Raw genomic sequence first — 23,198 nt, 5'->3', positions numbered from 1 at the left:
CCGCGCCCTTCGTTGGTGACCAGGCTGGAGCCCACCTTGACCACGATGCGGCGCGCGCTGCGCAACACGTCGGCGGGGGCGGCTTGCGGGGCGGCAACGGCCGGGGCGAAGGACTCGTGGCTCATGGCAACAGGGCGGGCAGGGTCGGTGAAGGGGCCGGAGCAGCGCGGGTGGCGGCTGCCCCGGCGGCAAACGGGGAGTCGTCAGTCGTCGCGGAAACGCGGGTCCAGCGGCTCGGGCGCGGGGGCGTCGTCGGTCGCAGCCGGTCGGGGTTTTTTGCGGCGCGGCGGGCGCGGCTGGGGCGCGGCGGGCGGCGGCGCCTCGGCCCGGCCGAAGCGCGGGTCCACCTCCACGTGGGGCTTTTCGGCCTCCCGGGTGGCCACGATGTGCTGGAAGATCTTCTGCACCAGCAGCTCGCAGCCCTCGCGGGTCAGGGCCGAAATCTCGAACACCGGGCCCTTGTGCTTGAAGCGCTTGACGAAGTCCTGCACCCGGGCTTCGCGCTCCTCGGCCGGCACCATGTCCAGCTTGTTGAGCACCAGCCAACGCGGCTTGGCGTGCAGGCCGGGGTCGTATTTCTTCAGTTCTTTGACGATGGCCTTGGCCTGGGCCACCGGGTCCACCGCATCGTCGAACGGGGCCATGTCCACCACGTGCAGCAGCAGGCGGGTGCGCTGCAGGTGGCGCAGGAACTGGTGGCCCAGGCCGGCGCCTTCGGAGGCGCCTTCGATCAGGCCGGGCACGTCGGCCACGACGAAGCTCTTTTCCGGCCCCACGCGCACCACCCCCAGGTTGGGGTGCAGGGTGGTGAAGGGGTAGTCGGCGATTTTCGGGCGGGCGTTGGACACCGCCGCGATGAAGGTGGACTTGCCGGCGTTGGGCATGCCCAGCAGACCGACGTCGGCCAGCACCTTCAACTCCAACTGCAGCTCGAAGCGCTCGCCCGGGTGGCCCGGGGTTTTCTGGCGCGGGGCGCGGTTGATGGCGCTCTTGAAGCGCAGGTTGCCAAAGCCACCGTCGCCGCCCTTGGCCAGCAGAATGCGCTCGCCCGGTTGCAGCAGCTCGTGCATGACGGCGCCGGTGTCGGCGTTGCGGATGATGGTGCCCACCGGCATCTTCAGGACGATGTCGTCGCCCTTGGCGCCGAACATGTCGGAGCCCATGCCGTGTTCGCCGCGCTTGGCCTCGTATTTGCGCGAGTAACGGAAGTCCACCAGGGTGTTCAGGTTCTCGTCGGCCAGGGCGTAGACGTGGCCACCGCGGCCGCCGTCGCCGCCGTCGGGGCCGCCGAATTCCTTGTATTTCTCGTGCCGGAACGACGCGCAGCCATTGCCCCCGTCACCGGCGGCGACCTCGATGTAGGCCTCGTCAACAAATTTCATGGCTGGATTGTCCCTGAATCGGAGAAACACAAAAGGCCCGCATGCGCGGGCCCTTGGGGTGCCGGGGCGGTCGCAACCGCCTCAGCCGGTGGTTCACGCCGGGGTGACGTTGACCACTTTGCGGTTCAGCGCGCCCTTGATGGCGAAGCTGACCGTGCCGTCCACGGTGGCGAAGATGGTGTGGTCTTTGCCCACGCCCACGCCTTCACCCGGGTGGAACTTGGTGCCGCGCTGGCGCACGATGATGGAACCGGCGCTGATGGTCTGGCCGCCGAACACCTTCACGCCGAGCATTTTCGGCTTGGAGTCGCGACCGTTGCGCGTGGAGCCGCCGCCTTTTTTCTGTGCCATGGTGCTTTACTCCTTAGCCGTTGATCGAGCCGATCTGCAGCTCGGTGAAGTTTTGGCGATGGCCCTGGCGCTTCTGGTAGTGCTTGCGACGGCGCATCTTGAAGATGCGGACCTTGTCGCCACGACCGTGGCTGACCACCGTGGCTGTGACCGTTGCGCCGGAGACCAAGGGGGTGCCCACCTGGATGCTGTCGCCGTTGCCGACGGCCAACACCTGGTCGATCACGATCTCTTGACCCACGTCCGCAGCAATCTGTTCTACTTTAAGTTTTTCGCCAACGGCAACGCGATACTGCTTGCCGCCGGTTTTTATGACCGCGTACATATGAACCTCAATTGGTGATTCCAACGGATGAATTTCCGCTGAACCCAACATTTTAGTCCAGCGCGCAAAACAGGGCAAGCCCCCCTAGCGGGCTGCCGCGTGCAGTGTGGTGCGCAGACCTCAACCGCCGCGACAGGCCTGGCCCAGCTTCATGCCGGCTTCGGTGCCCACGGTCTGCGGGTTGCCCTTGATCTGGCCCTGGCCCACCATGGGCATCAGGGCCGCCATGGTGGCTTTGCGCACCCCTTCGGGGCCCTGCTGGCAGAGCGCCTTGAAATCGGGGTGGGCGGCTTTCACGGCGGCCACCACCGCCTCGACTTCGGCGGGGTTGGCCCATGCCGCCCCCGACACCAGCCAAGCCCCGGCGGCCACCAGGCCCTTCCATGTCGTGTCTGCCATCGCTGTCTCCCCATCGGTGATCGATTGCGCTATCCTGCACCGGCAACGCCCCGGGGTCAAGCCCCCCTGCAACCGAGGAATTCGACGATGGCCCTGCCCTGGCTCGCCGCGCTGAAAGTGATCCCCTGGGGGGACGTGATCGAGCACGCGCCGGCCGTGCTCAAGGGCGCACGCCGGCTGCTGGACCGGCAGCCCACCACGCCGCCACCGCCCACCCAGGCGCCGACCGACGCCGACACCCTGGCACAGCAACTGGCGGCCCTGCAGCGGCAGCACGCCAGCGACATGGCCCAGCTGACACAGACCGTGGCCGAACTGGCCGAACAAAACACCCGGCTGGTGGAGGCGGTGGATGTGCTGCGCTGGCGCACCCGCTGGTTGGGCGCGGCCACGCTGGTGCTGTTGATCGGCGGGGTGGCGCTGGCCTTGTGGGGCCGTTGACGCCCCGCTGGGACACTCGGCCCCGTGCCGCCCCCTGCCGGCAGACTACGGCTCAGGGTGCCCGGGCCGGCTCCACACCGGGAACGGCCGACGGGGTGTGGTGCACCGGCCGGTCCAGCACCCGGTCGGCCAGCCCACCGCCCAGCCACATGCCCAGCAAGGCGAGCCAGGCGGTCACGGCGAAGATGGCGCCGCCCGTCATGCCGGCGCCCACCGCACAGCCCCCGGCAAGCATGGAGCCGAAGCCCATGAGCACCGCGCCCCCGATGTAGCGCGGCATGGTGTAGCCGCCGCCAAACCCTTCGAGCTTCCATTCGCGGCCCAGCAAGGCCCCGGCCAGCGAGCCGATGAAAACCCCGGGCATCAGGCCCAGCCCGAAAGTCCAGGGGCCGGACGCGTCGTGCAGCACGTGCATCAGCCATTCGGCCGACGGGCCGCTGAAGGTCAACCCCTGGATCTGCACCACCTCGAACGAGTGGGCCATGACCTGGTGGGTGGCGTACCAGCCGCCGGCCACCGTCAGCCCGGTGGCCATGCCGCCGAACCACTTCCAGAAACCCCAGCCGCTGCGTACCGCAAAAAACAGCGCCGCCGCCATCCAGACCAGCCCAAAGGCCAGGCCCACCGCTGGCCCGCCACCGAGCAGGGCCAGCAGGCTGCGCGAGGCCCCGCCGTCGACCACCCACCAGCCGGCCACGGCCTCGCGCCAGGGCGCCAGCACGCCGCCCAGCGAGGCCTGCGCCGCCACCGCGAACACCAGGCCCGACAGCAGCGCCCGCAGGTTGCCGTTGGCCGACAGCACCAGCAGGCGGCTGGCGCAGCCGCGCGTCATCACCATGCCGATGCCGAACAGCAGGCCCCCGACCAGCGCGCCGGACAGGCTGCCGCGCGCCGACAGTTGGCGTGCGGTGGACACGTCGAGGCCGCCGGCCAGCACCGCCCACTGCACCGCCACCACCGCGGTGGCAAACGCCAGCAGCCAGACCGCCAGCTTGTCGCCGAAGCGGCGGTGCCAGAACTCGATGACGGCCGCGCGCAGGCAGAACTTGGAACGCTGCCCGAAAAATCCGAAGCCCAACCCGAGCACCAGCCCGCAGCAGGCCAGCACCGCGGGTTCGCCCCACGCCTCGATCCAGCCGGTCCAGTCCATCGCAGCCCTCATTCATTCAAAAATAACCATTGAATGATATTTGGTGCGCGACCCCAAGGTTTGACCGACATCAAGGACCGGGCGGGCGCTCCACCTCCAGGGCCGCGTCGCAGCCCCGGCCGGCGGCGATCCAGCGGGCGACCCAGCGGCGCACGACGGGCAGGCGGCCGAGCGCCCCCAGCACCTCGACCGGCCGGCTGAGGGCACCACATTCGTAGCGCCCGGCCGGGTCGGCCCAGCGCAACGCCACGCAGGCCCCCCGGCGGCGGCGCGACAGCAGCATGCCCAACGGGCACGGTTCGGCCAGGCAGCACACGCCACACCCGTTGCACGGCGCTCCCCAAGCCGGTTTGGGCGGCGCCTCGGGGTGGATGTGGATGGTCTGTGGCACCGGAGGGGGTGGGAAGCCGGCCGTCAGACCCGGGCCAGGACCGGCCCCAGCGCCCGCCCGGTGTGCGTGCCCAGCCTCACCAGCGCCTCGGGCGGCGCAGCGGCCACGACGCGACCGCCGCCATCCCCGCCTTCGGGGCCCAGGTCGAGGATCCAGTCGGCTTCGGCGATCACGTCCAGGTCGTGCTCAATGACCACCACGCTGTGCCCGCCATCGACCAGGCGGTGCAGCACGCGGATGAGTTTGTCCACGTCGGCCATGTGCAAGCCCACGGTGGGTTCGTCCAGCACGTACAGGGTGTGCGGCGCCTTCTGGCCGCGCCGCCCCACCTCGTCGCGCACCTTGGTGAGTTCGGTGACGAGCTTGATGCGCTGCGCCTCGCCGCCGCTGAGCGTGGGCGAGGGCTGGCCGAGGGTGAGGTAGCCCAGCCCCACATCCTTCAGCAATTGCAGCGGGTAGGCGATGCCGGGCATGGACGCGAAGAAGTCCACGGCCTCGTCCACTTCCATGCGCAGCACGTCGCCAATGCTCTTGCCGCGCCAGGTGACGGCCAGCGTCTCGGGGTTGAAGCGCGCGCCGTGGCAGGCCTCGCAGGGCACTTTCACGTCGGGCAGGAAGCTCATCTCGATGGTGCGCATGCCCTGCCCTTCGCAGGTGGGGCAGCGACCGTCACCGGTGTTGAAGCTGAAGCGCCCCGGCGCGTAGCCGCGCGCCTTGGCTTCCAGCGTTTCGGCGTAGAGCTTGCGGATGGTGTCCCAGAAACCGATGTAGGTGGCCGGGCAGGAACGCGGCGTTTTGCCGATGGGGGTTTGGTCCACTTCCAGCACGCGCTGAATGGCCTCGCTGCCCACCACGCCTTCGCAGCCTTGCCATGGGGGGCGTTCGCCGGCGTGCCAGGCGTCGCGCCCGGCCTTGGTGGCCTGCATCTGCACGGCGGCGGCCACGTTGGTGAGCAGCACGTCGCGCGCGAAGGTGGACTTGCCGGAACCGCTGACGCCGGTGATCGCGACCAGGCGTTTCAGCGGCACCTGCGCGGTGACGTGTTGCAGGTTGTGGAGGCTGGCGTTTTTGACGCTGAGCCAAAGGGTGGGCTCGGGTGGCGTTTCGCTCGCTGACCTCGTGGCCTGAGAGGGCTTGCCCCCCGGTGCGTCAGTCGCAGGCTCCGATTCCTTACCGGGGGCCAAGCCCTCCCCGGCTGAAGGGGCGGAACTGAGCGCCACCGCATCTGCCATCACGAATCGCCGCGCCTGCAGCGGGTGCTTCATCGCATGCAGCAAATAGCGCCCCGTCTGCGAATCGGCGGCAGCCATCACATCGGCCACCGACCCTTCGGCGACCACGCGGCCACCCCGGACACCCGCACTGGGCCCGATGTCGATGACGTGGTCGGCGCGGCGGATGGTATCCTCGTCGTGCTCCACCACCACCAGGGTGTTGCCCTTGTCGCCCAGCTTGTGCAGGGCATTGAGCAGGATCTGGTTGTCGCGCGCGTGCAGGCCGATGGTGGGTTCGTCGAGCACGTAGCACACGCCTTGCAGGTTGGAGCCGAGCTGTGCCGCCAGGCGGATACGCTGCGCCTCGCCACCACTGAGGGTGGGCGCGCCACGGTCGAGCGTGAGGTAGCCCAGGCCCACTTCTTCCAGGAACTCCAGACGGCTCTGGATTTCGGGCAGCAGGTCGCGGGCAATGTCGGCCTCGCGCGTGGTGAGGCCTTGCACGGCAGACGAATCACCCTGCATGGCGCCCGCCACGGCGAGCGGTGCCTGTTGCAAGGCCTGCACCCACAGGCGCACGTCGCGCACGCTCAGTCGAGCCAGCGACGTGATGGTCTGCCCATGGAACTTGACGGCCCGCGCCGTGGCGTTGAGACGCGTACCGCCGCAACGGGTGCAGGGCTGGTCGGCCACGTCTTCCACCTCGGGCTCGGCAAAGCTCTGCTCGCGGCCTTTCTGGTCGTCGTCGCGCACGGAATCGTCGAACGCCTTGCGCTGCTCGCGCGTGAGCTGCACACCCGTGCCCACGCAGTCCGGGCACCAGCCGTGCTTGCTGTTGTACGAGAACAGGCGGGGGTCCAGCTCGGCATAGCTGGTGGAACACACCGGGCAGGCGCGCAGCGTGGAAAACACCTGCAGCCGCCCGATGCCCACCGTTGAGGCACCGCTGTCCAGTGCGACCTGCAAGCCGTCCAGGCCCGACAGCACGTGCACCACGCCCTTGCCGTGTTCCAGCGCGCGGGTCAGCAGCTGGCGCAGTTCGGCTTCGTGATCGAGGGCCACGTCCAGACTGCCCACAGGCAGTTCGATGGTGTGCTCCTTGAATCGGTCGATGCGTGGGAAGCCCTGCGTGGGCAGGAATTCGCCGTCCACCCGCAGATGCGTGTACCCGCGCGGGCGCGCCCAATCGGCCAGTTCGGTATAGACACCCTTGCGGTGGACCACCAGCGGCGCCAGCAGGCCGATGTGCTGGCCACGGAAGGCCGTCATCAGCTGCGCCAGGATGCTCTCGGGCGTTTGCGGCTGCACGGGGGTGTCGTCGTGCACGCAGTGCTGGGTGCCCAGCTTCACGTACAGCAGGCGCAGGAAGTGCCAGACCTCGGTGGTGGTGCCCACCGTCGATTTGCGCCCGCCGCGCGACAGCCGCTGCTCGATGGCCACGGTGGGTGGGATGCCGTAGACCGCGTCCACCTCGGGCCGGCCGGCGGGCTGCACGATGCTGCGGGCGTAGGCGTTGAGGCTTTCGAGGTAGCGGCGCTGACCTTCGTTGAACAGGATGTCAAACGCCAGCGTGGACTTGCCCGAACCGCTGACACCGGTGATGACGTTGAACTTGCCCCGGGGAATGTCGACGGACAGGCCTTTGAGGTTGTGTTCCTTGGCGTTGATGATGCGGATGGCGTTGGCGGGTGCGTGATGGTTGGGAGCCGTTGTCCTGTGATGCGATGGTGTTGGGTGGAGCGACAAGGGTGCGGGGGGCTCCGCATACTGCGAGCAGAAATTGTCGCCCCCCGCACCCTCGCCGCCCTGCGGGATAGCATCGGTACGCCCAGAAATTGAAGACCCTTGCGCGCCCGCACTCGCCGAGGCAAGGGGTGTGCCGGGTGAGGAATCGGAACGTGTGACTGACGAACCCGGCACACCCCTTGGCTCGGCAGCGCGCGCCAACTCATCAGCCAAAGAAGCCACAGGCGCAGACCCCACCTCACCCCGAACAGGCAGGTAATCCGTCACCCGCCCCTCTTGCGCCATGTACAGCTCACCCACCGCCTCGGCGTACTCGCGCAGCGCCTGCCCGGTGTAGCTGTGCGGGTGCAGCCGCACCTCTTCGGGTGTGCCTTCGGCCACCACCCGGCCACCCTGGTCGCCACCGTCCGGCCCCAGGTCGATCAGCCAGTCGCTCGCGCGGATCACGTCCAGGTTGTGTTCGATGACGATGAGCGAATGCCCCGCCTCCAGCAGCTTGCGCAGCGCGCGCATGAGCTTGGCGATGTCGTCGAAGTGCAGGCCCGTGGTCGGCTCGTCGAACAAGAACAGCATGCCCTTGGTGGCCAGGGGCTGGCCCGACGCGGTGCGCCCCAAACGAGCGCCTTTCCCGCCCTTGCCTTTCCTGCCCGCCTTGGCGGCCTCGGCCAGAAAACCCGCCAGCTTGAGGCGCTGCGCCTCGCCGCCGCTGAGCGTGGGCACCGGCTGGCCCAGCTTCACGTACTCCAGGCCCACGTCCACGATAGGCTGCAGCGCCACGATGACCTCGCGGTCGTGCGCAAACAGTTGCGCGGCCTCGCTCACCGTCAGGTCCAGCACGTCGGACACGTTGAGCAGCCGCCCACCTCGCTCGATGGTGATCTCCAAAATCTCAGGACGGTAGCGCTGGCCGTTGCAGTCGGGGCAGCGCAGGTACACGTCGCTCAGGAACTGCATTTCCACGTGCTCGAAGCCCGAGCCGCCGCAGGTGGGGCAGCGCCCGTCGCCGCTGTTGAAGCTGAACTTGGCCGCCGTGTAGCCGCGCTGCTGCGATTGCGGCGCGGTGGCGAACAGGTCGCGGATGGCGTCCCACGCGCCGACGTAGCTCACGGGGTTGGAGCGCGCCGTCTTGCCGATGGGGGACTGATCGACAAACACCACGCCGCTGAGGTGATCGGCCCCCAGCAGGCGGTCGTGCGCGCCGGGCGATTCGGTGGCCTGGCCGAAGTGGCGCATCAGCGCCGGGGCCAGCACGTCTTGGATGAGGGTGGACTTGCCCGAGCCGCTGACGCCGGTGACCGTGACCAGCCGTTGCAGCGGGAATTCGACGTGGAGGTGGCGCAGGTTGTGTTCGCGCGCGCCCTCCAGCACCAGGCGGGGCGTGGCGTCGGTGACCATGCGCTTGAAGCCGAAGCCCACCTGCTTGCGCCCGCCCAGGTAGGCGCCAGTCAACGTGTCGGCCTCGCGCAGTTGCGCCACGGTGCCGTCGAACACGATGCTGCCGCCGCGCTCGCCGGGGCCGGGGCCCATGTCGATGACGCGGTCGGCCGCCAGCATGACGGCGGGGTCGTGCTCCACCACCACCAGGGTGTTGCCCGCGTTGCGCAGGCGCGCCATGGCCTGGTTGATGCGGTTCATGTCGCGCGGGTGCAGGCCGATGCTGGGCTCGTCCAGCACAAACAGGGTGTTGACCAGCGAGGTGCCCAGCGCGGTGGTGAGGTTGATGCGCTGCACCTCGCCGCCGCTGAGGGTGCGGCTTTGCCGGTCGAGCGTGAGGTAGCCGATGCCCACGTCGCACAGGTACTTGAGGCGGGTGGTGATTTCGTCGAACAACAGCTTGAGGGCTTGGGTTTCGCCGGCCGATGGGTGGGTGTTCGTTGTGCCTGGCTCGTGGTGTGTTGGGTGGGGCGACGAGGGTGCGGGGGGCTCCGCATACTGCGAGCAGAAATTGTCGCCCCCCGCACCCTCGCCGCCCTGCGTGGCGGCATCGGCACGCAGAGCATCAGCAACCTCGCTGGCACCCAATCCCGCTGAGGTGGAGGGGGTGTCGGGCACCGATTTTTGGCCGCGCAGCGGACGGTATGAGGTGCTCGGCATTCTCCCCACCTCAGCAGCGGGCGCCAACAAGCCGCCCGACCCATCGGCACACCCCGCCACCAACGCAAAAAACCGGCGCAGCCGCTCGATCGGCAACTGCATCAGGTCGTGCAGGCACAGGCCCGGCAGCGCCTCCAACTGTTCCCGCGTCCACTCCACCCCCACCGGCATGAAGCGCTGCGCAGGCGGCAGCACCGCGTCCGCCTGGGCCTTGGAACCCAGGCGCCACAGCAAACTCTCGGTCTTGAGGCGCGCGCCCGCGCACACCGGGCATTCGGTGTAGCTGCGGTACTTGGACAAGAGCACGCGGATGTGCATCTTGTAGGCCTTGCTCTCCAGGTACTCGAAGAAGCGGTACACGCCGTACCACTGCTGGTTCCACTTGCCGTTCCAGTTGGGCGAGCCATGGATGACCCAATGCTGCTGCGCCTCGCTCAGTTGCGACCACGGCGTGTCGCGCGGAATGCCGGCGGCCTCGGCGTGGCGCATCAGGTCGTCCTGGCACTCCTGCCAGGCAGGGGTCTGCATGGGCTTGATGGCGCCGCCGCGCAGGGTGAGCTTGTCGTTGGGGATGACCAAGCCCAGATCCACCCCGATGACGCGACCGAAACCGCGACAGGTGTCGCACGCGCCCACGGCGGAGTTGAACGAAAACAGGGACGGCAGCGGCTCGGCGTAGCGCAGGTCGCTCTCGGGGCAGTGCAGGCCGGTGGAGAACTTCCACAGTTCGGGTTCGGGCTCCACGCCATCGTCGCCCGCCGGGCGCAGGGCGTAGACGGTCAACCGCCCGCTGCCGCGCTTGAGGCCCAGTTCGATGGCTTCGATGACGCGGGCGCGTTCGGCGCCACTGAAGCGGAAGCGGTCGGCCACCACGTCGAGCACGCGCACCAGCCGCTCGGCGGTGGCGTCGGCCGGCAGGCGCTTGGCGCCTTTGGCCGCTTTGCCGGCTTTGGGGGCGCCGGCCTGGCCCGGGGCGCCCTCGCCCGCCGAGGCCACGGGGCGTGTCACCACGCGCTCGGCCTGCACCCGGGTGAAGCCGCTGGCGGCCAGCCACTGTTCGATGTCTTCGGGCGTGGCGCTGGCGGGCAGCTCCACCGGAAAGGTCACCACCAGGCGCGGGTCGCCCGCCGCCTCGGCGCGCTGGCGCAGTTCGTCGTAGATGGTGTCGGGCGAGTCGTGGCGCACGGGCCGCGCGGTGCGCCGGTCGAACAACTGGGCCGCGCGCGCGTAGAGCAGCTTGAGGTGGTCGTTCAGCTCGGTCATCGTGCCCACGGTGGAGCGCGACGAGCGCACCGGGTTGGTCTGGTCGATGGCGATGGCCGGGGGCACGCCCTCCACCTTGTCCACGGCGGGCTTGTCCATGCGGTCGAGGAACTGGCGCGCGTAGGCGCTGAAGGTCTCGACGTAGCGGCGCTGGCCTTCGGCGAACAGGGTGTCGAACACCAGGCTGGACTTGCCCGAGCCGCTGGGGCCGGTGACCACGGTCAGCTCGCCGGTGCGGATGTCCAGATCGACGTGCTTGAGGTTGTGCTGGCGTGCGCCACGGATGCGGATCAGGCCGGTGCCATCGGCCGGGGTGGCGGGAACGGCCGGTGCGGGCGGGTTCGGTGCCCCGGTGGCCTGCGGGCGGGCGGCGGGGAGGTCGGCGGGCGTGCGGGACTCGGACATGGTCGGCCTTCGGGGGTGAAGGCAAACATTCTAGGAACAAGCCGGCCGTGCCCGCGCGGCCGGGGCAATGCCCGAGCCCGGCATGTGGCCGCCCGCCCACGCCGGCCCCGGCCGGGTCACTTGGTGATGAGCACCGGCACCTTGGCGTGGGTCAGCACCTTCTGGGCCACGCTGCCCAGGATCAGCGCCTGCACGCCCTTGCGGCCGTGCGAGCCCATGACGATCAGGTCGCAGCCTTCGGCCTCGGCGGTTTCCAGGATGCCTTCGTAGGTCACGTTGCGCTCGATGGTGTCGCCGGCGAAAGCCACGCCGCGGGCGGCGCAGGCCTGGCGGATGTCGTCCAGCGACTTGCCCGCGGCGGCCTTGGCTTCGGCCAGGTAGGCCTGCAGGCCCACGGCGGACGCGTCGCCGATGCCGATGTAGGGGAAGGGGTCGATCACGTAGATGCCGACCACCTGGGCGCCGTGCTGCTGGGCCAGGTCGGCGGCGAATTCGGCGGCGTGGTGGGCCAGCTGGGAACCATCGGACGGCACCAGGATTTTCTTGAACATGCGCGACTCCTCTTGAAAGTTCATGGAACGGGGGGAATCCACATCTTAATCAAGGCGCCGGCGCGGCGGTCTGCGTATCTTCCACAGGGGTCACCCGGGCGGCACAGTACTTCACCTCGGCGATTTTGCCGACCGGGTCCAGCGCCGGGTTGGTGAGCAGGTTGGCCGCCGCCTCGACGTAGGCGAAAGGGATGAAGGCCACATCGGCGGGGATGCCGGCGTCGGCGCGCACCGGCAACTGGATGCGGCCGCGCCGGGTGCTGACCACCGCGGGCACCCCGGCCTGCAAGCCCAGGCGCGCGATGGTGCCGGGATGCAGGCTGACGGTCGGGTCGGATTCCAGCGCGTCCAACACCTTGCTGCGCCGCGTCATGCTGCCGGTGTGCCAGTGCTCCAGTTGCCGCCCGGTCACCAACACCATCGGGTACTCGGCGTCGGGCCGTTCGGCCGGTTCGCGCAGCTCGGCCGGCACCAGCCGGGCCTTGCCGGTGGGGGTGGGAAAGTGGTCGGTGAAGACGATGGGCTGGCCCGGGTCGTCCGGGGTGAGCACTGGGTGGGTGACGGCACCCTGCGCCAGCAGCCGCGGCCACGACAGGCCGGCGATGGAGTCCATCAGCGCGCGCATTTCCTCGTACACCCGGCCAATGCCAGATTCAGGCTCGGCGCCGCTGCCGTCGGGAGCGATGCCGTAGCTCCAACCCAAGCCCAGGCGCTGCGCCAGTTGTTCGGTGATCCAGGCGTCGGCCCGCGCCTCGCCGGGGCAGGCCACGGCTTTGCGGCCCAGTTGCACGGTGCGGTCGGTGTTGGTGACGGTGCCGGTCTTTTCCGGCCAGGCGCTGGCGGGCAGCACCACGTCGGCGAAGGCGGCGGTTTCGGTCAGGAAAATGTCTTGCACCACCAGGTGGTCGAGCCGGCTCAACGCTTCGCGCACGTGCTGGCTGTCGGGGTCGCTCATGGCGGGGTTTTCGCCCTGGATGAGCATGGCACGGATGCGGCCGTCGTACACCGCGTCGATGATCTCCACCACCGTCAGGCCGGGTTGGTCGTCCAGGTCGCCCGGGGGCAGGCCCCACAGGGTTTCGGCGCGGGCGCGAGCGGCGGGCTCGGCCACGCGGTGGTAGTCGGGCAACACCAGCGGGATCAGGCCGGCGTCGCTGGCGCCCTGCACGTTGTTCTGGCCGCGCAGCGGGTGCAGGCCGGTGCCGGGGCGGCCGATCTGCCCGGTCACCATCGCCAGCGCGATCAGACAGCGCGCGTTGTCGGTGCCGTAGGTGTGCTGGCTCACGCCCATGCCCCACAAAATCATGCTGGCGCGGCTGGTGGCGTAGGCGCGCGCCACTTCACGGATGGTAGCCGCGTCGATGCCGCACACCGGCGCCATGGCTTCGGGACTGAAGTCGGTGTGGCCGTCGGTCAGGTGGGTTTTCAGGCGGTCGAAATCCAGCGTGCGCTCGGCGATGAAGGCGGGGTTCGTCAACCCTTCGCTGACGATGACGTGCAGCATGGCGTTGAGCAGCGCCACGTCGCTGCCCGGGCGGAAGGGCAGCGTGCGCCAGGCCTGGCGCGACAGCTCGGTGCGGCGCGGGTCGGCCAGCACCAGCTTCGTGCCGCGCTGCACCGCGTTCTTGATCCAGCTCGCGCCCACCGGGTGGTTCTGCGCCGGGTTGGCGCCGATGACGAGCACGAAGTCCGCGTGGGCCACGTCGCGCAGCGGGTTGCTGACCGCGCCGGAGCCGATACCCTCCATCAGCGCCGCCACGCTGGAGGCGTGACACAGGCGGGTGCAGTGGTCCACGTTGTGGGTGTGGAAGGCGGTGCGGATCAGCTTCTGGAACAGGTAGGCCTCTTCGTTGGTGCCCTTGGCCGAGCCGAAACCGGCCACGGCGGCGCCCCGGCCTTTGACCGGCTGGGCCTCGCGCGCCCGGCGCAGCCCGGCGGCGGCCAGGTCCAGGGCCTCGTCCCAGGTGGCTTCGCGGAACTGGGCGCGCAGCGTGGCCTGGTCGGTGCGGCCGTCCGGCCCCTGGGTGAGGATGGACGGGTCCTTGGGCGCGTCGGCACGGCGCACCAGCGGGCGCGTCAGGCGCTGCGGGCTGTGCACGTAGTCGAAACCGAAGCGGCCCTTCACGCACAGCCGGCCTTCGTTGGCCGGGCCTTGTGCGCCCTCCACGTGGTCGATGCGGCCATCCTTCACGTGGTAGGTGAGCTGGCAGCCGACGCCGCAGTAGGGGCAGACCGAATCCACCGTGGCGTCGGCCGCGCGGGCGTAGGCGCCGTTGGCGGGCGCGATGGCACCGGTGGGGCAGGCCTGCACGCATTCGCCACAGGCCACGCAGGTGCTCTGGCCCATGGGGTCGCCCTGGTCGAACACGACCTGCACCTGGCCACCCCGGAAGGACAGGCCCAGCACGTCGTTGCCCTGGATGTCGCGGCAGGCGCGCACGCAGCGGGTGCACTGGATGCAGGCGTCCAAGTTCACCGCCATGGCGGGGTGGGAGGCGTCGGTGCCACGTGCCTGCGCCGCGGCCTGGGACGGGCCGCGCGCGGCGAAGCGGTCGCTGCGGGCGCCGGTGCGTTCGGTCCAGCGGGCCAGTTCGCTGTCGCGCTTCAGACGGGTGGTGTCGGGCGCGTCGGCGTTGAGCAATTCCAGCACCGTGCGCTGCGCAGCCTGCACGCGGGGCGTGTCGGTGCGCACCGCCATGCCGGGCTGGGGCGCGCGGCAACACGAGGCCGCCAGCACGCGCTCACCGGCCACCTCCACCACACAGGCGCGGCAGTTGCCAGCGCTGGGCAGACCGGGCTTGTGGCACAGGTGCGGAATGTCCACGCCCACGCGCTGCGCCACCTGCCACAGCGTTTCGCCGGGGGCGGCCTGGGCCGGCTGGCCGTTCAGGGTGAAGTCGATCACCGGCAGGTCTTGCGCGCTCATGCCTGCACCTCCTGCGGGAAGAACCGCAACACGCTGTCAAAAGGATTGGGCGCGGCCTGGCCCAGGCCGCAGATGGACGCGTCGCGCATGACCTGCGACAACTCGGTCAGCCGTTCGGCGTCCCAGCCGGGCGCCTGCATCAGCGCCACGGCCTGGGTGGTGCCGGCGCGGCAGGGGGTGCACTGGCCGCACGATTCGTGCTCGAAAAACTGCATGAGGTTCACCGCGGCATCGCGGGCGCGGTCGTGCTGGCCCAGCACCACCACCGCCATGGAGCCAACGAAGGCGCCGTGCTCGGCCAGGGTGTCGAAGTCCAGCGGCACATCGGCCAGCGCGGCCGGCAAAATGCCACCCGAGGCCCCGCCCGGCAAGTAGCCGTAGAGCGTGTGCCCCGGCGCCATGCCACCGGCGTACTCGTTGACCAGTTCGTTCAGGGTGATGCCGGCCGGCGCCAGGACCACCCCGGGCTTGACCACCCGGCCCGACACGCTGAAGCGCCGCCAGCCGCTGCGCCCACGCCGGCCCACCGCCGCCCAGGCTGGGCCGCCTTTTTCCAGAATCTCCGGCAGCCACCACAGCGATTCCACGTTGTGCGCCAGCGTGGGCCGGCCGAACACCCCCACCTGCGCCACGATGGGCGGGCGCAACCGGGGCATGCCGCGCTTGCCTTCGAGCGATTCGATCAACGCCGATTCCTCACCGCAGATGTAGGCGCCGGCGCCGCGCCGAAGTTCGACCTCGGGGAATTCGATGGCGGGGTATTCGCGCCGCCACACCTCGCTCAGGCCGCGCAGGTGCAGCAATTCTTCCTGCAGCAGGGCACGCACGTCGTGGTATTCGTCGCGCAGGTAGAGCCACACCTTTTGCGCGCCCACGAACCAGGCCGCGATCAGCATGCCTTCCAGGGCGCGGCGCGGCGCGGTGGACAGCACCTGCCAGTCCTTGAAGGTGCCGACCTCGCCTTCGTCGATGTTGACGACCATGTAGCGCGGGCCGGGCTGGGCGCGCACCGTCTCCCATTTGCGCCAGGCCGGGAAACCGGCGCCACCCAGGCCGCGCAGCCCGGAGGCCTTGAGTTCGGCCAGCACCGCCTCGGGCGACCAGTCGCCGGCCATGACGCGGCGCCACTGGGCGTAGTCATCCCCGGTCAGCGGAGCGCCGCTGGCAGGCAAGGGGCGCGGGCCGGTGTCCTGCGCGGCCAGCACCGCCTGCACGCCGTCCACCGTGGCCTCGGGCAGTTGCCGTTGGCCCACGCTGGCGGCCGGTGCGCGGTGGCATTGGCCCACGCACGGGGCCTCGACCACGCGCACGCGGCCGTCCTGGGCCAAACGCTGTTGCAGAGCGGCCAACAGCGATGCCGCACCCGCCATCTGGCACGACAGGCTGGTGCAGACGCGCACCGTGGTGGCCGGCAATTCGGCCCCGTCGTCCACCACGTCGAAGTGGTGGTAGAAGGTCGCCACCTCGTACACCTCCACCTGGCTCAGGCGCAGGCGCTCGGCCAGCGCCGCCAGGCGCCCCCGGCGCAGGCCGCCTTCGGCGTCTTGCAGGCGGTGCAGGTGCTCGATCAACAGGTCGGCGCGCGGCGCCAGCCCGGCGCACAGGACCGCCACGCGGTCGCGGTCCTCGGGCTGCACCTGGCGGCCTTTGGGCGTGGCGCGCGGACGCCGGGCCTCCGATTGGATGGGGATGACCCGGCCCAGGGGCGCAGAGGACAGGGAGGACAGGGGGACAGGCGTGGGAGACTCCATGCCCCCAGCGTAGCAGCAAGCCGGCCGCACAATATGCAACCAGGAACATAATCAAACCCGTCCATGTTGCAGATCCACCTCCAACCCCGCTGGCAGTTCGGCGACGGCGCGGCGCCCCCACTGGACGCGAGCCGGCTGCTGGCCCTGCTGGCGGCCATTGCCCACAGCGGCAGCATCGCGCAGGCCGCGCGCGACAACGACTTGTCCTACCGGCACGCCTGGGGGCTGGTGCAGCAGGCCGAACGTTTGCTGGGCCAGGCGCTGCTGGAACGCGGCCGGGGCCGGGGTTCGCGCCTGACCGAGGCGGGCGAACGGCTGGTGTGGTTGGACGCGCGCATCGCCGCCCGGCTGCAACCGCTGCTGGCGTCGCTGGCGTCGGAACTGGCGGGCGAACTGGGGCGTTGGACGCCCGAAGCGCTGCCCCCCGCCCGGCTGCACGCCAGCCACGGCTTCGCGGTGGCCGCGCTGCACGAGCGCTTGCAACAGCGCGGGCTGGCGGTGGACATCCGCTACCGCAGCAGCCTGGAAGCGGTGGCGGCGCTGGCCCGCGGCGATTGCGAACTGGCCGGCTTCCACGTGCCGCTGGGCCGCTTCGAACGCGCCGCCGCCCAGCGCTACCGCGAATGGCTGCACCCCGGCGACCACGCGCTGGTGCAACTGGCGGTGCGCACCCAGGGGCTGTTCATGGCGGCGGGCAACCCGCTGGGGGTGCGGGGCTTCAGCGACCTGGCCCGGCCCGAATTGCGCTTCGTCAACCGCCCGGCCGGTTCCGGCACGCGCATGCTGACCGACCTGATGCTGGCCGATCTGGACCTGCCCACGGAGCAAATCAACGGCTACCGCACCACCGAACTGACCCACGCCGCCGTGGCCGCTTTCGTGGCCAGCGGCATGGCCGACGTGGGCCTGGGCGTGCAAACCGCGGCGCACCGTTTCGGGCTGCACTTCATCCCGTTGTTGAAGGAGCGCTACTTTTTTGCGGTGCACCGCCGGCACCTGCACGGGCCCCGGTTGCAAGCGATTCTGCAGGTGCTGCAGACCCCGGCGTTTCGCGCGCAGGTGGCAGGCCTGACGGGTTACGACGCCAGCCAGACCGGCCGGGTGCTGGGGGTGGACGAGGTGCTGGGCGGCTGACCCGGCCACGGCGTGGCGCCGCGCGGTCCGGGCACGCCCGGGAACAGCGACCGTCAGGCCGGCACCAGGCCCGCCGCGCGCTGGCGCGCTTCCACGTCGGCCCAGATGGCGAGCTTGCCGGCGTCGTCGCTTTTGCTCCAGGCGCGGATTTCGTCGATGCTGCGCCAGCAGCCTTCGCACCAGCCGCTGGTGGGCGACATGCGGCACACGTTCACGCAGGGCGAGGGCACGGTGTGCCCCGGCTTGCAGACGGCGGTGGCCAGGGCCACGAAGGGGCGGACGGGAACGGTGGGGTCAGACATGGGCCGCACTCTAGCGCAGCGTCACGTCGGCCACCGGCGCGCCGGTCAAAGCCCCCAGGTCCTGCGGTGACAGGCGGAACACGCCGTGCGGGTGGCCGGCCGCCGCCCACACCACCTCGAAGCGGAACAGCTCTTCGTCGATCAGCGTCACCGGCGCCTCGGCGTGCGCCACCGGCGACACGCCGCCTATCGAAAACCCGGTCTTGGCCTTGACGAACTCGGCGTCGGCCCGGCCCAGCTTCTGGCCCTCGGCGCAGACCAGGGCCTGCACCTTTTTCTCATCCACGCGCCGGTCGCCGCTGGTGACGACCAGCACCGCCGCCTCGTCGGGCTTGCGCTTGAAGACGATGCTTTTGGCGATCTGCCCCAACGCCACGCCCAGGGCGTCGGCGGCCTGCTGCGCGGTGCGCGCGGCGTCGTCCAGCATCACCGGTTCGTGGGGGTGGCCCAGTTCGGCCAGCACGGCCATGACGCTCTGCACGCCTTCGGGCAAGGGTTTCAATTCGGCTCCACACATGGCCACGGATTATCGGTGCTGCGGTGGGTGCCGCCGGGTCAGGCGGCGCGCTTGGCCAGCAAGGCCCGCGCCACGCGCGACCCGCTGGGCCGGCCCAGGTGCTGGCTGATGAAGGCGCCCGCGTCCACCAGCGCGTCCAGATCGATGCCGGTGTGAATGCCCAGGCCTTGCAGCAGGTACACCACGTCCTCGGTCGCCACGTTGCCGGTGGCGCCCTTGGCGTAGGGGCAGCCCCCCAAGCCAGCCACCGACGACTGGAAATTCCACACCCCCATTTGCAACGCCGCCAGCGTGTTGCTGAGCGCCTGGCCGTAGGTGTCGTGAAAGTGGCCGCTGATGGCGTCGAGGCCGTAGTGCTGCGCCGTGGCCTCGATGGCACGCTGGACCTTGAGCGGCGTACCCACGCCGATGGTGTCGGCCACGTCCACCCGCTGCACGCCGATGTCTTTCATCAGCCTGGCCAACATGCCCACACGCTCGGGCGCGATATCGCCCTCGTACGGGCAACCCACGGTGCAGCTCATGGCGCCGCGCACGGCGATGCCGGCCTGCAGGGCCGCTGCCACCACCGGGGCAAAACGCTCGATGCTTTCGGCAATGCTGCAGTTGATGTTCTTCTGGCTGAAGGCCTCGCTGGCGGCGCCAAACACCACGATTTCGTCCGGCCGGTCCAGCACAGCCGCTTCAAAGCCCTTGAGGTTGGGCGTGAGCACCGAGTAGCGCACACCGGGCTGGCGGCGGATGCCGGCCATGACCTCGTGGTTGTCGGCCATCTGCGGCACCCACTTGGGGCTGACGTAGCTGGTGACTTCGATTTCGGTCAAGCCCGCGGCCTGCAGGCGGTGCACCAGTTCGATTTTGACGGCGGCCGGCACCGGCTGCTTTTCGTTCTGCAGGCCGTCGCGCGGGCCCACGTCGATGAGGCGCACGCGGGCGGGGTATTGGGCAGTGGACATGGCTTGAAATCGGGTGAAAAGGGGTCAGTAACCGCGCTGGGGGTCCACCACCCCGGCGATGGGTTCGCCGCGCTGCAGCGCGCGCAGCTTGCCGGCGATCTGGGCGATGCTTTCGTCGCGCAGGGTGCGGGCCGCGGTGTGGGGCGTGACGGTGACGCGGGGGTGGTGCCAGAACGGGTGTTCGGGCGGCAGCGGTTCGGTGCGGGACACGTCCAGCGTGGCGCCGGCCAGGTGGCCGCGGTCGAGCAGGGCCAGCAGGTCGTCGTCCACCAGGTGGGCGCCGCGCGCCACGTTGATGACGTGGGCCCCCGGGCGCAAGCGCCCCAGCGTGTCGCGGTTGAGGAGGTTTTCGGTCTCGAGCGTGAGCGGCAACAGGTTGACCAGCACCTGGGTGCCGGCCAGAAAGTCGTGCAGGCCGTCTGGGCCGTGGTGGCAGCGCACCCCGTCCAGGGCCTTGGGGCCGCGGCTCCAGCCCAGCACCGGGAACTCGAAGGCCCGCAGCGCCTGCGCCGCGCGCGACCCCAGCACGCCCAGGCCCAGCAGGCCGACGCTGAAATCCTCGCGCCGGCGCGGCTTGCGAAAGGCCCAGCGGGCCTCGCGCTGGGCGGCGTCGTACTGCTCGAATTCGCGGAAGTGGCGGATGACGGCGTGGCACACGTACTCGGCCATTTGCACCGCCATGCCGGCGTCGTCCAGCCGCACCACCTGCAGCCCAGGGGGCAGGCGGAGCTTGAGCAGGCCGTCCACCCCGGCGCCGATGTTGAACAGCGTCTGCAGCCGGGTCTGCTCGTCGATGAAGGCCTGGGGCGGCGCCCAGACGATGGCGTGGTCGGCCAGGGGCGCGCCGGGTGCCCAGAGCGACACCTCGGCCTCGGGCAAGGCGGCGCGCAGGCCGGCCAGCCAGGGCTCGGCGGCGGTGTGGGTGCAGCAGAACGTGAGTTGCATGGTGCGTGGGACGGATGACGACAGGCCCCTACCCTACACGACGCGGCCCCGGGCCGCCGCCGTGCGGGTGACCGCCGGCCGCCCGGCCCGGCGGGCTCAGGCGGCGCTCAGCTTGAGCAGCTCGGCGCCCTCGGCCACCTGGTCGCCAGGAGCGTACAGCAGCTCGGCCACGGTGCCGTCCAGCGGCGCGGCGATGGTGTGCTCCATCTTCATCGCCTCCATCACCGCCAGCGGCTGGCCCTTCTTCACCGCGTCACCGGCCTGCACGGCAAACGACACCACCTTGCCCGGCATGGGCGCGGTCAGGCGGCCGCCCTCGGCCGCCGTGTCGCCGGCGTGGGCCAGCAGGTCCACCTCCACCACCTGGCGCGCGCCGCGCGGGGTGAACACGTGGGCGCGCTCGCCCTGCAGGTAGACGGTGGCGCGGGTGCGGTCGCCGGCAAAGGCCACGTCCAGCGTCCAGGCGCTCCAGTCGCTGGGGGCGGCCTCCAGGGTGGCGTGGGCCGGCGCGCCCGGGCGGACCCGAAAATCCAGCAGCCCCGCCACGGCCGCCCCGCCCTCGCCCACCGTCAGGCGCAGGCCGCCGTCGTGCAGGTAGGCCAGCGTGGCGGGGAGGTGCGCATCGCCGTCCTCGAACGCGAACCGCCGGGTGAACACGCCGTGGCTGCGCCAGCCGTCGGTGTGGCTGAAGGGGTCGGCACCTTCGCTGGCGCGTTCCTGCACCAGGGTCTGCGCCACGGCAGCGGCGACGGCCAGCGGCAGGCTCACCGGCTGCTGGTCGAACAGCACCGCCTGCTCGCGGGGGATGAGCGCCGTGTCCAGTTGGGCACTGGCGAACGACGCGCTGCGCACCACATGGCGCAGGAACTGCACGTTGGTGGCCAGGCCCACGATGTGGGTCTGGCTCAAGGCCTCGTCCAGCCGGGCCAGGGCCTGTTCGCGGGTGTCGCCGTGCACGATCAGCTTGGCCACCATGGAGTCGTAAAACGGGCTGATGGTGTCGCCTTCGCGCACGCCGTCGTCCACGCGCACGTCGGCCCGGGCAAAGCTGCTGTGTGCGGGCTTGCGGTACACGTGGAGCGTGCCGGTGGCGGGCAGGAACTGGTTGTCGGGGTTTTCGGCGCAGAGGCGGGCCTCGATGGCGTGGCCGTGGATGCGCAGGTCTTCCTGCTTCAGCGGCAGGGGCTCGCCGGACGCCACGCGCAACTGCCACTCCACCAGGTCCAGCCCGGTGATGGCTTCGGTGACCGGGTGCTCCACCTGCAGGCGGGTGTTCATCTCCATGAAGTAGAACTTCATCTGCTCGGGGTGGTCGTAGCCCCCCGGCTGCTCCACGATGAACTCCACCGTGCCGGCGCCCACGTAGTTCACCGCGCGGGCGGCGGCCACGGCGGCCTCGCCCATGCGGGCGCGCAGCTCGGCCGTCATGCCGGGGGCGGGCGCTTCTTCCAGCACCTTCTGGTGGCGGCGCTGCACCGAGCAGTCGCGCTCGAACAGGTACACGCAGTTGCCGTGGGTGTCGCCAAACACCTGGATTTCGATGTGGCGCGGGCGCTGCACGTATTTTTCGATCAGCACCGCGTCGTCGCCAAAGCTGTTGATGGCCTCGCGCTTGCAACTGGCCAGCGCGGCGGCGAAGTCTTCGGACTGGTCCACCGCGCGCATGCCCTTGCCGCCACCGCCGGCGCTGGCCTTGATGAGCACGGGGTAGCCGATGCGGTCGGCCTCGGCCTGCAGCAGCGCCGGATCCTGGTTGGCGCCGTGGTAGCCCGGCACCAGCGGCACCTGGGCCTGTTCCATCAGCCGCTTGGATTCGGCCTTCAGCCCCATGGCGTTGATGGCCGACGCCGGCGGGCCGATGAACACCAACCCAGCCGCCGCGCAGGCGTTGGCGAAGTCTTCGTTCTCGCTCAAAAAGCCGTAGCCGGGGTGGATGGCCTCGGCCCCGGTGGCCTTCGCCGCGTCCAGAATCGCCTCCCAGCGCAGGTAGCTCTCTTTGGGCGCGCTGCCACCGATGTGCACCGCCTCGTCACACGCGGCCACGTGCTTGGCACGGGCGTCGGCATCGGAATACACGGCCACGGTTTTCACGCCCAGGCGCTGGGCGGTGGCGGCGACACGGCAGGCGATTTCGCCGCGGTTGGCAATGAGGATTTTTTTAAACATGCTGTGTCTCCGCGTCGAAATCGCCTCGTTCTGCTCCGCAGAACTGGCCGTTTAGCTTCGCTGCTGCGCCGCTGCGCGGCTGGTCGCCGCGGTTGGCAATCAAAATCTTTTTAAACATCGTTCAGTTCCTCAGCCCAACCAGTTCGGTTTGCGTTTTTGCAGGAAGGACTGCACGCCCTCTTTGCCTTCGGCGCTGGCGCGGATGTCGGCAATGCCTTGCACCGTGCGGTCGATCAGCGCGGCGTCGATGTCGCGCTCGGCCACGTCCTGCACCAGTTGCTTGCAGGCGCGCACGGCAGCGGGGCCGGCGCTGGTGAGCGCTTTCACCCATTCGTCCACCTGGGCGTCGAGCTGCTCGGCCGGCACCACCTCGTGCACGAAGCCGATGCGCTGCGCCTCGGCGGCGCTGAAGCGTTCGGCGGTGAGGAAGTAGCGGTGCGCGGCGCGCGCGCCCATGGCCCGCGCCACGTAGGGGCCGATGGTGGCGGGGATCAGGCCCAGCTTCACCTCGCTCAGGCAATAGCCGGCCGTGTCCACGCTCACCGCCATGTCGCAACAGGCCACCAGGCCCATGCCGCCAGCGTACACATCGCCCTGCACCCGGGCCACGGTCGGCTTGGGGCAGGTGTAGATCACGCGCAGCATGTCGGCCAGGGCGCCGACGTCGGCCACGTTTTGTTCGCGGCTGTAATCGGCCATGCGGCGCATCCAGTTCAAATCGGCGCCGGCGCAGAAAGCCGGGCCTTCGGCGGCCAGCACGATGGCGCGCACGTCGTCGCGCTGGCCCAG

The 23,198-nt window shown here is 70.2% G+C and carries 19 protein-coding genes; 2 read left to right on the top strand and 17 right to left on the bottom strand.

The features are described 5' to 3' along the window. Positions 1 to 203: 203 nt before the first annotated feature. From cgtA to HA630_RS11585, 4 genes are all read right to left on the bottom strand, one after another. Positions 204 to 1,382 (bottom strand): Obg family GTPase CgtA, encoded by a 1,179-nt coding sequence (cgtA, locus tag HA630_RS11600; protein ID WP_166834895.1) that lies wholly within the window; start codon positions 1,380 to 1,382, stop codon positions 204 to 206. Between the two features lie 93 nt (positions 1,383 to 1,475). Continuing rightward, positions 1,476 to 1,733: a 50S ribosomal protein L27 gene (gene rpmA / locus HA630_RS11595; protein WP_101047193.1), complete on the bottom strand. Its 258-nt coding sequence runs from the start codon at positions 1,731 to 1,733 to the stop codon at positions 1,476 to 1,478. Between the two features lie 13 nt (positions 1,734 to 1,746). Beyond that, a complete protein-coding gene (rplU, locus tag HA630_RS11590) occupies positions 1,747 to 2,058 on the bottom strand; it encodes a 50S ribosomal protein L21 (protein ID WP_101047194.1) in 312 nt (103 codons plus the stop codon). Between the two features lie 120 nt (positions 2,059 to 2,178). Further along, positions 2,179 to 2,457, bottom strand: coding sequence for a hypothetical protein (locus HA630_RS11585; RefSeq protein WP_166834893.1), 279 nt, complete (start codon positions 2,455 to 2,457; stop codon positions 2,179 to 2,181). An 87-nt stretch (positions 2,458 to 2,544) separates the two neighbouring features. Here HA630_RS11585 and HA630_RS11580 point away from each other — a divergent pair, with 87 nt between their 5' ends. Continuing rightward, positions 2,545 to 2,898: a hypothetical protein gene (locus tag HA630_RS11580; RefSeq protein WP_166834891.1), complete on the top strand. Its 354-nt coding sequence runs from the start codon at positions 2,545 to 2,547 to the stop codon at positions 2,896 to 2,898. 52 nt (positions 2,899 to 2,950) lie between these two features. On the opposite strand, the gene HA630_RS11575 is transcribed toward HA630_RS11580, so the two are convergent. From HA630_RS11575 to HA630_RS11550, 6 genes are all read right to left on the bottom strand, one after another. Beyond that, positions 2,951 to 4,048: a YeeE/YedE family protein gene (locus HA630_RS11575; RefSeq protein ID WP_166834889.1), complete on the bottom strand. Its 1,098-nt coding sequence runs from the start codon at positions 4,046 to 4,048 to the stop codon at positions 2,951 to 2,953. A 70-nt stretch (positions 4,049 to 4,118) separates the two neighbouring features. Beyond that, positions 4,119 to 4,439, bottom strand: a complete 321-nt coding sequence (locus HA630_RS11570) for a hypothetical protein (RefSeq protein ID WP_166834887.1) — start codon at positions 4,437 to 4,439, stop codon at positions 4,119 to 4,121. Between the two features lie 23 nt (positions 4,440 to 4,462). Further along, the gene (locus HA630_RS11565) at positions 4,463 to 10,756 is read right to left on the bottom strand and encodes an excinuclease ABC subunit UvrA (RefSeq protein WP_407061935.1); all 6,294 of its coding nucleotides are present in this window, start codon (positions 10,754 to 10,756) and stop codon (positions 4,463 to 4,465) included. Between the two features lie 521 nt (positions 10,757 to 11,277). After that, a complete protein-coding gene (locus HA630_RS11560) occupies positions 11,278 to 11,736 on the bottom strand; it encodes a universal stress protein (protein WP_166834883.1) in 459 nt (152 codons plus the stop codon). A 25-nt stretch (positions 11,737 to 11,761) separates the two neighbouring features. Continuing rightward, a complete protein-coding gene (locus tag HA630_RS11555) occupies positions 11,762 to 14,638 on the bottom strand; it encodes a molybdopterin-dependent oxidoreductase (protein WP_166834881.1) in 2,877 nt (958 codons plus the stop codon). Then, positions 14,635 to 16,389: an NAD(P)H-dependent oxidoreductase subunit E gene (locus HA630_RS11550; RefSeq protein ID WP_166834879.1), complete on the bottom strand. Its 1,755-nt coding sequence runs from the start codon at positions 16,387 to 16,389 to the stop codon at positions 14,635 to 14,637. Before HA630_RS11550 ends, HA630_RS11555 begins: the two co-directional genes overlap by 4 nt. A 63-nt stretch (positions 16,390 to 16,452) precedes the next feature. On the opposite strand from HA630_RS11550, the gene HA630_RS11545 reads away from it, so the two are divergent. Beyond that, entirely contained in the window at positions 16,453 to 17,523 is a 1,071-nt protein-coding gene (locus tag HA630_RS11545) for a substrate-binding domain-containing protein (RefSeq protein WP_166834876.1), read from the top strand. Between the two features lie 53 nt (positions 17,524 to 17,576). Here the strand turns inward: HA630_RS11545 and HA630_RS23670 are convergent, their stop codons facing one another. From HA630_RS23670 to HA630_RS11515, 7 genes are all read right to left on the bottom strand, one after another. Next, complete coding sequence (locus tag HA630_RS23670) at positions 17,577 to 17,825, bottom strand: DUF1289 domain-containing protein (protein ID WP_243855452.1); 249 nt, start codon at positions 17,823 to 17,825, stop codon at positions 17,577 to 17,579. A gap of 10 nt (positions 17,826 to 17,835) precedes the next feature. Continuing rightward, the gene (locus HA630_RS11535) at positions 17,836 to 18,342 is read right to left on the bottom strand and encodes a YbaK/EbsC family protein (protein ID WP_166834874.1); all 507 of its coding nucleotides are present in this window, start codon (positions 18,340 to 18,342) and stop codon (positions 17,836 to 17,838) included. Positions 18,343 to 18,380: 38 nt separating this feature from the next. Beyond that, positions 18,381 to 19,298, bottom strand: coding sequence for a hydroxymethylglutaryl-CoA lyase (locus HA630_RS11530; protein WP_166834872.1), 918 nt, complete (start codon positions 19,296 to 19,298; stop codon positions 18,381 to 18,383). Positions 19,299 to 19,322: 24 nt separating this feature from the next. Further along, positions 19,323 to 20,243 (bottom strand): glyoxylate/hydroxypyruvate reductase A, encoded by a 921-nt coding sequence (locus tag HA630_RS11525; protein ID WP_166834870.1) that lies wholly within the window; start codon positions 20,241 to 20,243, stop codon positions 19,323 to 19,325. Positions 20,244 to 20,339: 96 nt separating this feature from the next. Then, on the bottom strand, positions 20,340 to 22,409 hold the full coding sequence (locus HA630_RS11520; protein ID WP_166834868.1) for an acetyl/propionyl/methylcrotonyl-CoA carboxylase subunit alpha: 2,070 nt from the start codon (positions 22,407 to 22,409) through the stop codon (positions 20,340 to 20,342). After that, a complete protein-coding gene (locus HA630_RS24750; protein ID WP_256368631.1) occupies positions 22,402 to 22,527 on the bottom strand; it encodes a hypothetical protein in 126 nt (41 codons plus the stop codon). The genes HA630_RS11520 and HA630_RS24750 overlap by 8 nt, the downstream gene beginning before the upstream one ends. 11 nt (positions 22,528 to 22,538) lie before the next feature. Next, positions 22,539 to 23,198: enoyl-CoA hydratase/isomerase family protein (locus HA630_RS11515; protein WP_166834866.1), on the bottom strand; the 660-nt coding region annotated here is incomplete at its 5' end.

It is taken from the genome of Aquabacterium sp. A08, assembly GCF_011742065.1.
The sequence above is the reverse complement of the archived record's forward strand: the minus strand, read 5'-3'. Positions and strand labels throughout refer to the sequence as shown.

Coding starts and splice junctions, on each gene's coding strand:
- rpmA (WP_101047193.1), bottom strand. CDS start 1,733: ATGGCACAGAAAAAAGGCGGCGGCTCCACGCGCAACGGTCGCGACTCC.
- HA630_RS11535 (WP_166834874.1), bottom strand. CDS start 18,342: ATGTGTGGAGCCGAATTGAAACCCTTGCCCGAAGGCGTGCAGAGCGTC.
- HA630_RS11560 (WP_166834883.1), bottom strand. CDS start 11,736: ATGAACTTTCAAGAGGAGTCGCGCATGTTCAAGAAAATCCTGGTGCCG.
- cgtA (WP_166834895.1), bottom strand. CDS start 1,382: ATGAAATTTGTTGACGAGGCCTACATCGAGGTCGCCGCCGGTGACGGG.
- rplU (WP_101047194.1), bottom strand. CDS start 2,058: ATGTACGCGGTCATAAAAACCGGCGGCAAGCAGTATCGCGTTGCCGTT.
- HA630_RS23670 (WP_243855452.1), bottom strand. CDS start 17,825: ATGTCTGACCCCACCGTTCCCGTCCGCCCCTTCGTGGCCCTGGCCACC.
- HA630_RS11585 (WP_166834893.1), bottom strand. CDS start 2,457: ATGGCAGACACGACATGGAAGGGCCTGGTGGCCGCCGGGGCTTGGCTG.
- HA630_RS11565 (WP_407061935.1), bottom strand. CDS start 10,756: ATGACCGAGCTGAACGACCACCTCAAGCTGCTCTACGCGCGCGCGGCC.
- HA630_RS11580 (WP_166834891.1), top strand. CDS start 2,545: ATGGCCCTGCCCTGGCTCGCCGCGCTGAAAGTGATCCCCTGGGGGGAC.
- HA630_RS11530 (WP_166834872.1), bottom strand. CDS start 19,298: ATGTCCACTGCCCAATACCCCGCCCGCGTGCGCCTCATCGACGTGGGC.
- HA630_RS11575 (WP_166834889.1), bottom strand. CDS start 4,048: ATGGACTGGACCGGCTGGATCGAGGCGTGGGGCGAACCCGCGGTGCTG.
- HA630_RS11555 (WP_166834881.1), bottom strand. CDS start 14,638: ATGAGCGCGCAAGACCTGCCGGTGATCGACTTCACCCTGAACGGCCAG.
- HA630_RS11520 (WP_166834868.1), bottom strand. CDS start 22,409: ATGTTTAAAAAAATCCTCATTGCCAACCGCGGCGAAATCGCCTGCCGT.
- HA630_RS11545 (WP_166834876.1), top strand. CDS start 16,453: ATGTTGCAGATCCACCTCCAACCCCGCTGGCAGTTCGGCGACGGCGCG.
- HA630_RS24750 (WP_256368631.1), bottom strand. CDS start 22,527: ATGTTTAAAAAGATTTTGATTGCCAACCGCGGCGACCAGCCGCGCAGC.
- HA630_RS11550 (WP_166834879.1), bottom strand. CDS start 16,389: ATGGAGTCTCCCACGCCTGTCCCCCTGTCCTCCCTGTCCTCTGCGCCC.
- HA630_RS11525 (WP_166834870.1), bottom strand. CDS start 20,243: ATGCAACTCACGTTCTGCTGCACCCACACCGCCGCCGAGCCCTGGCTG.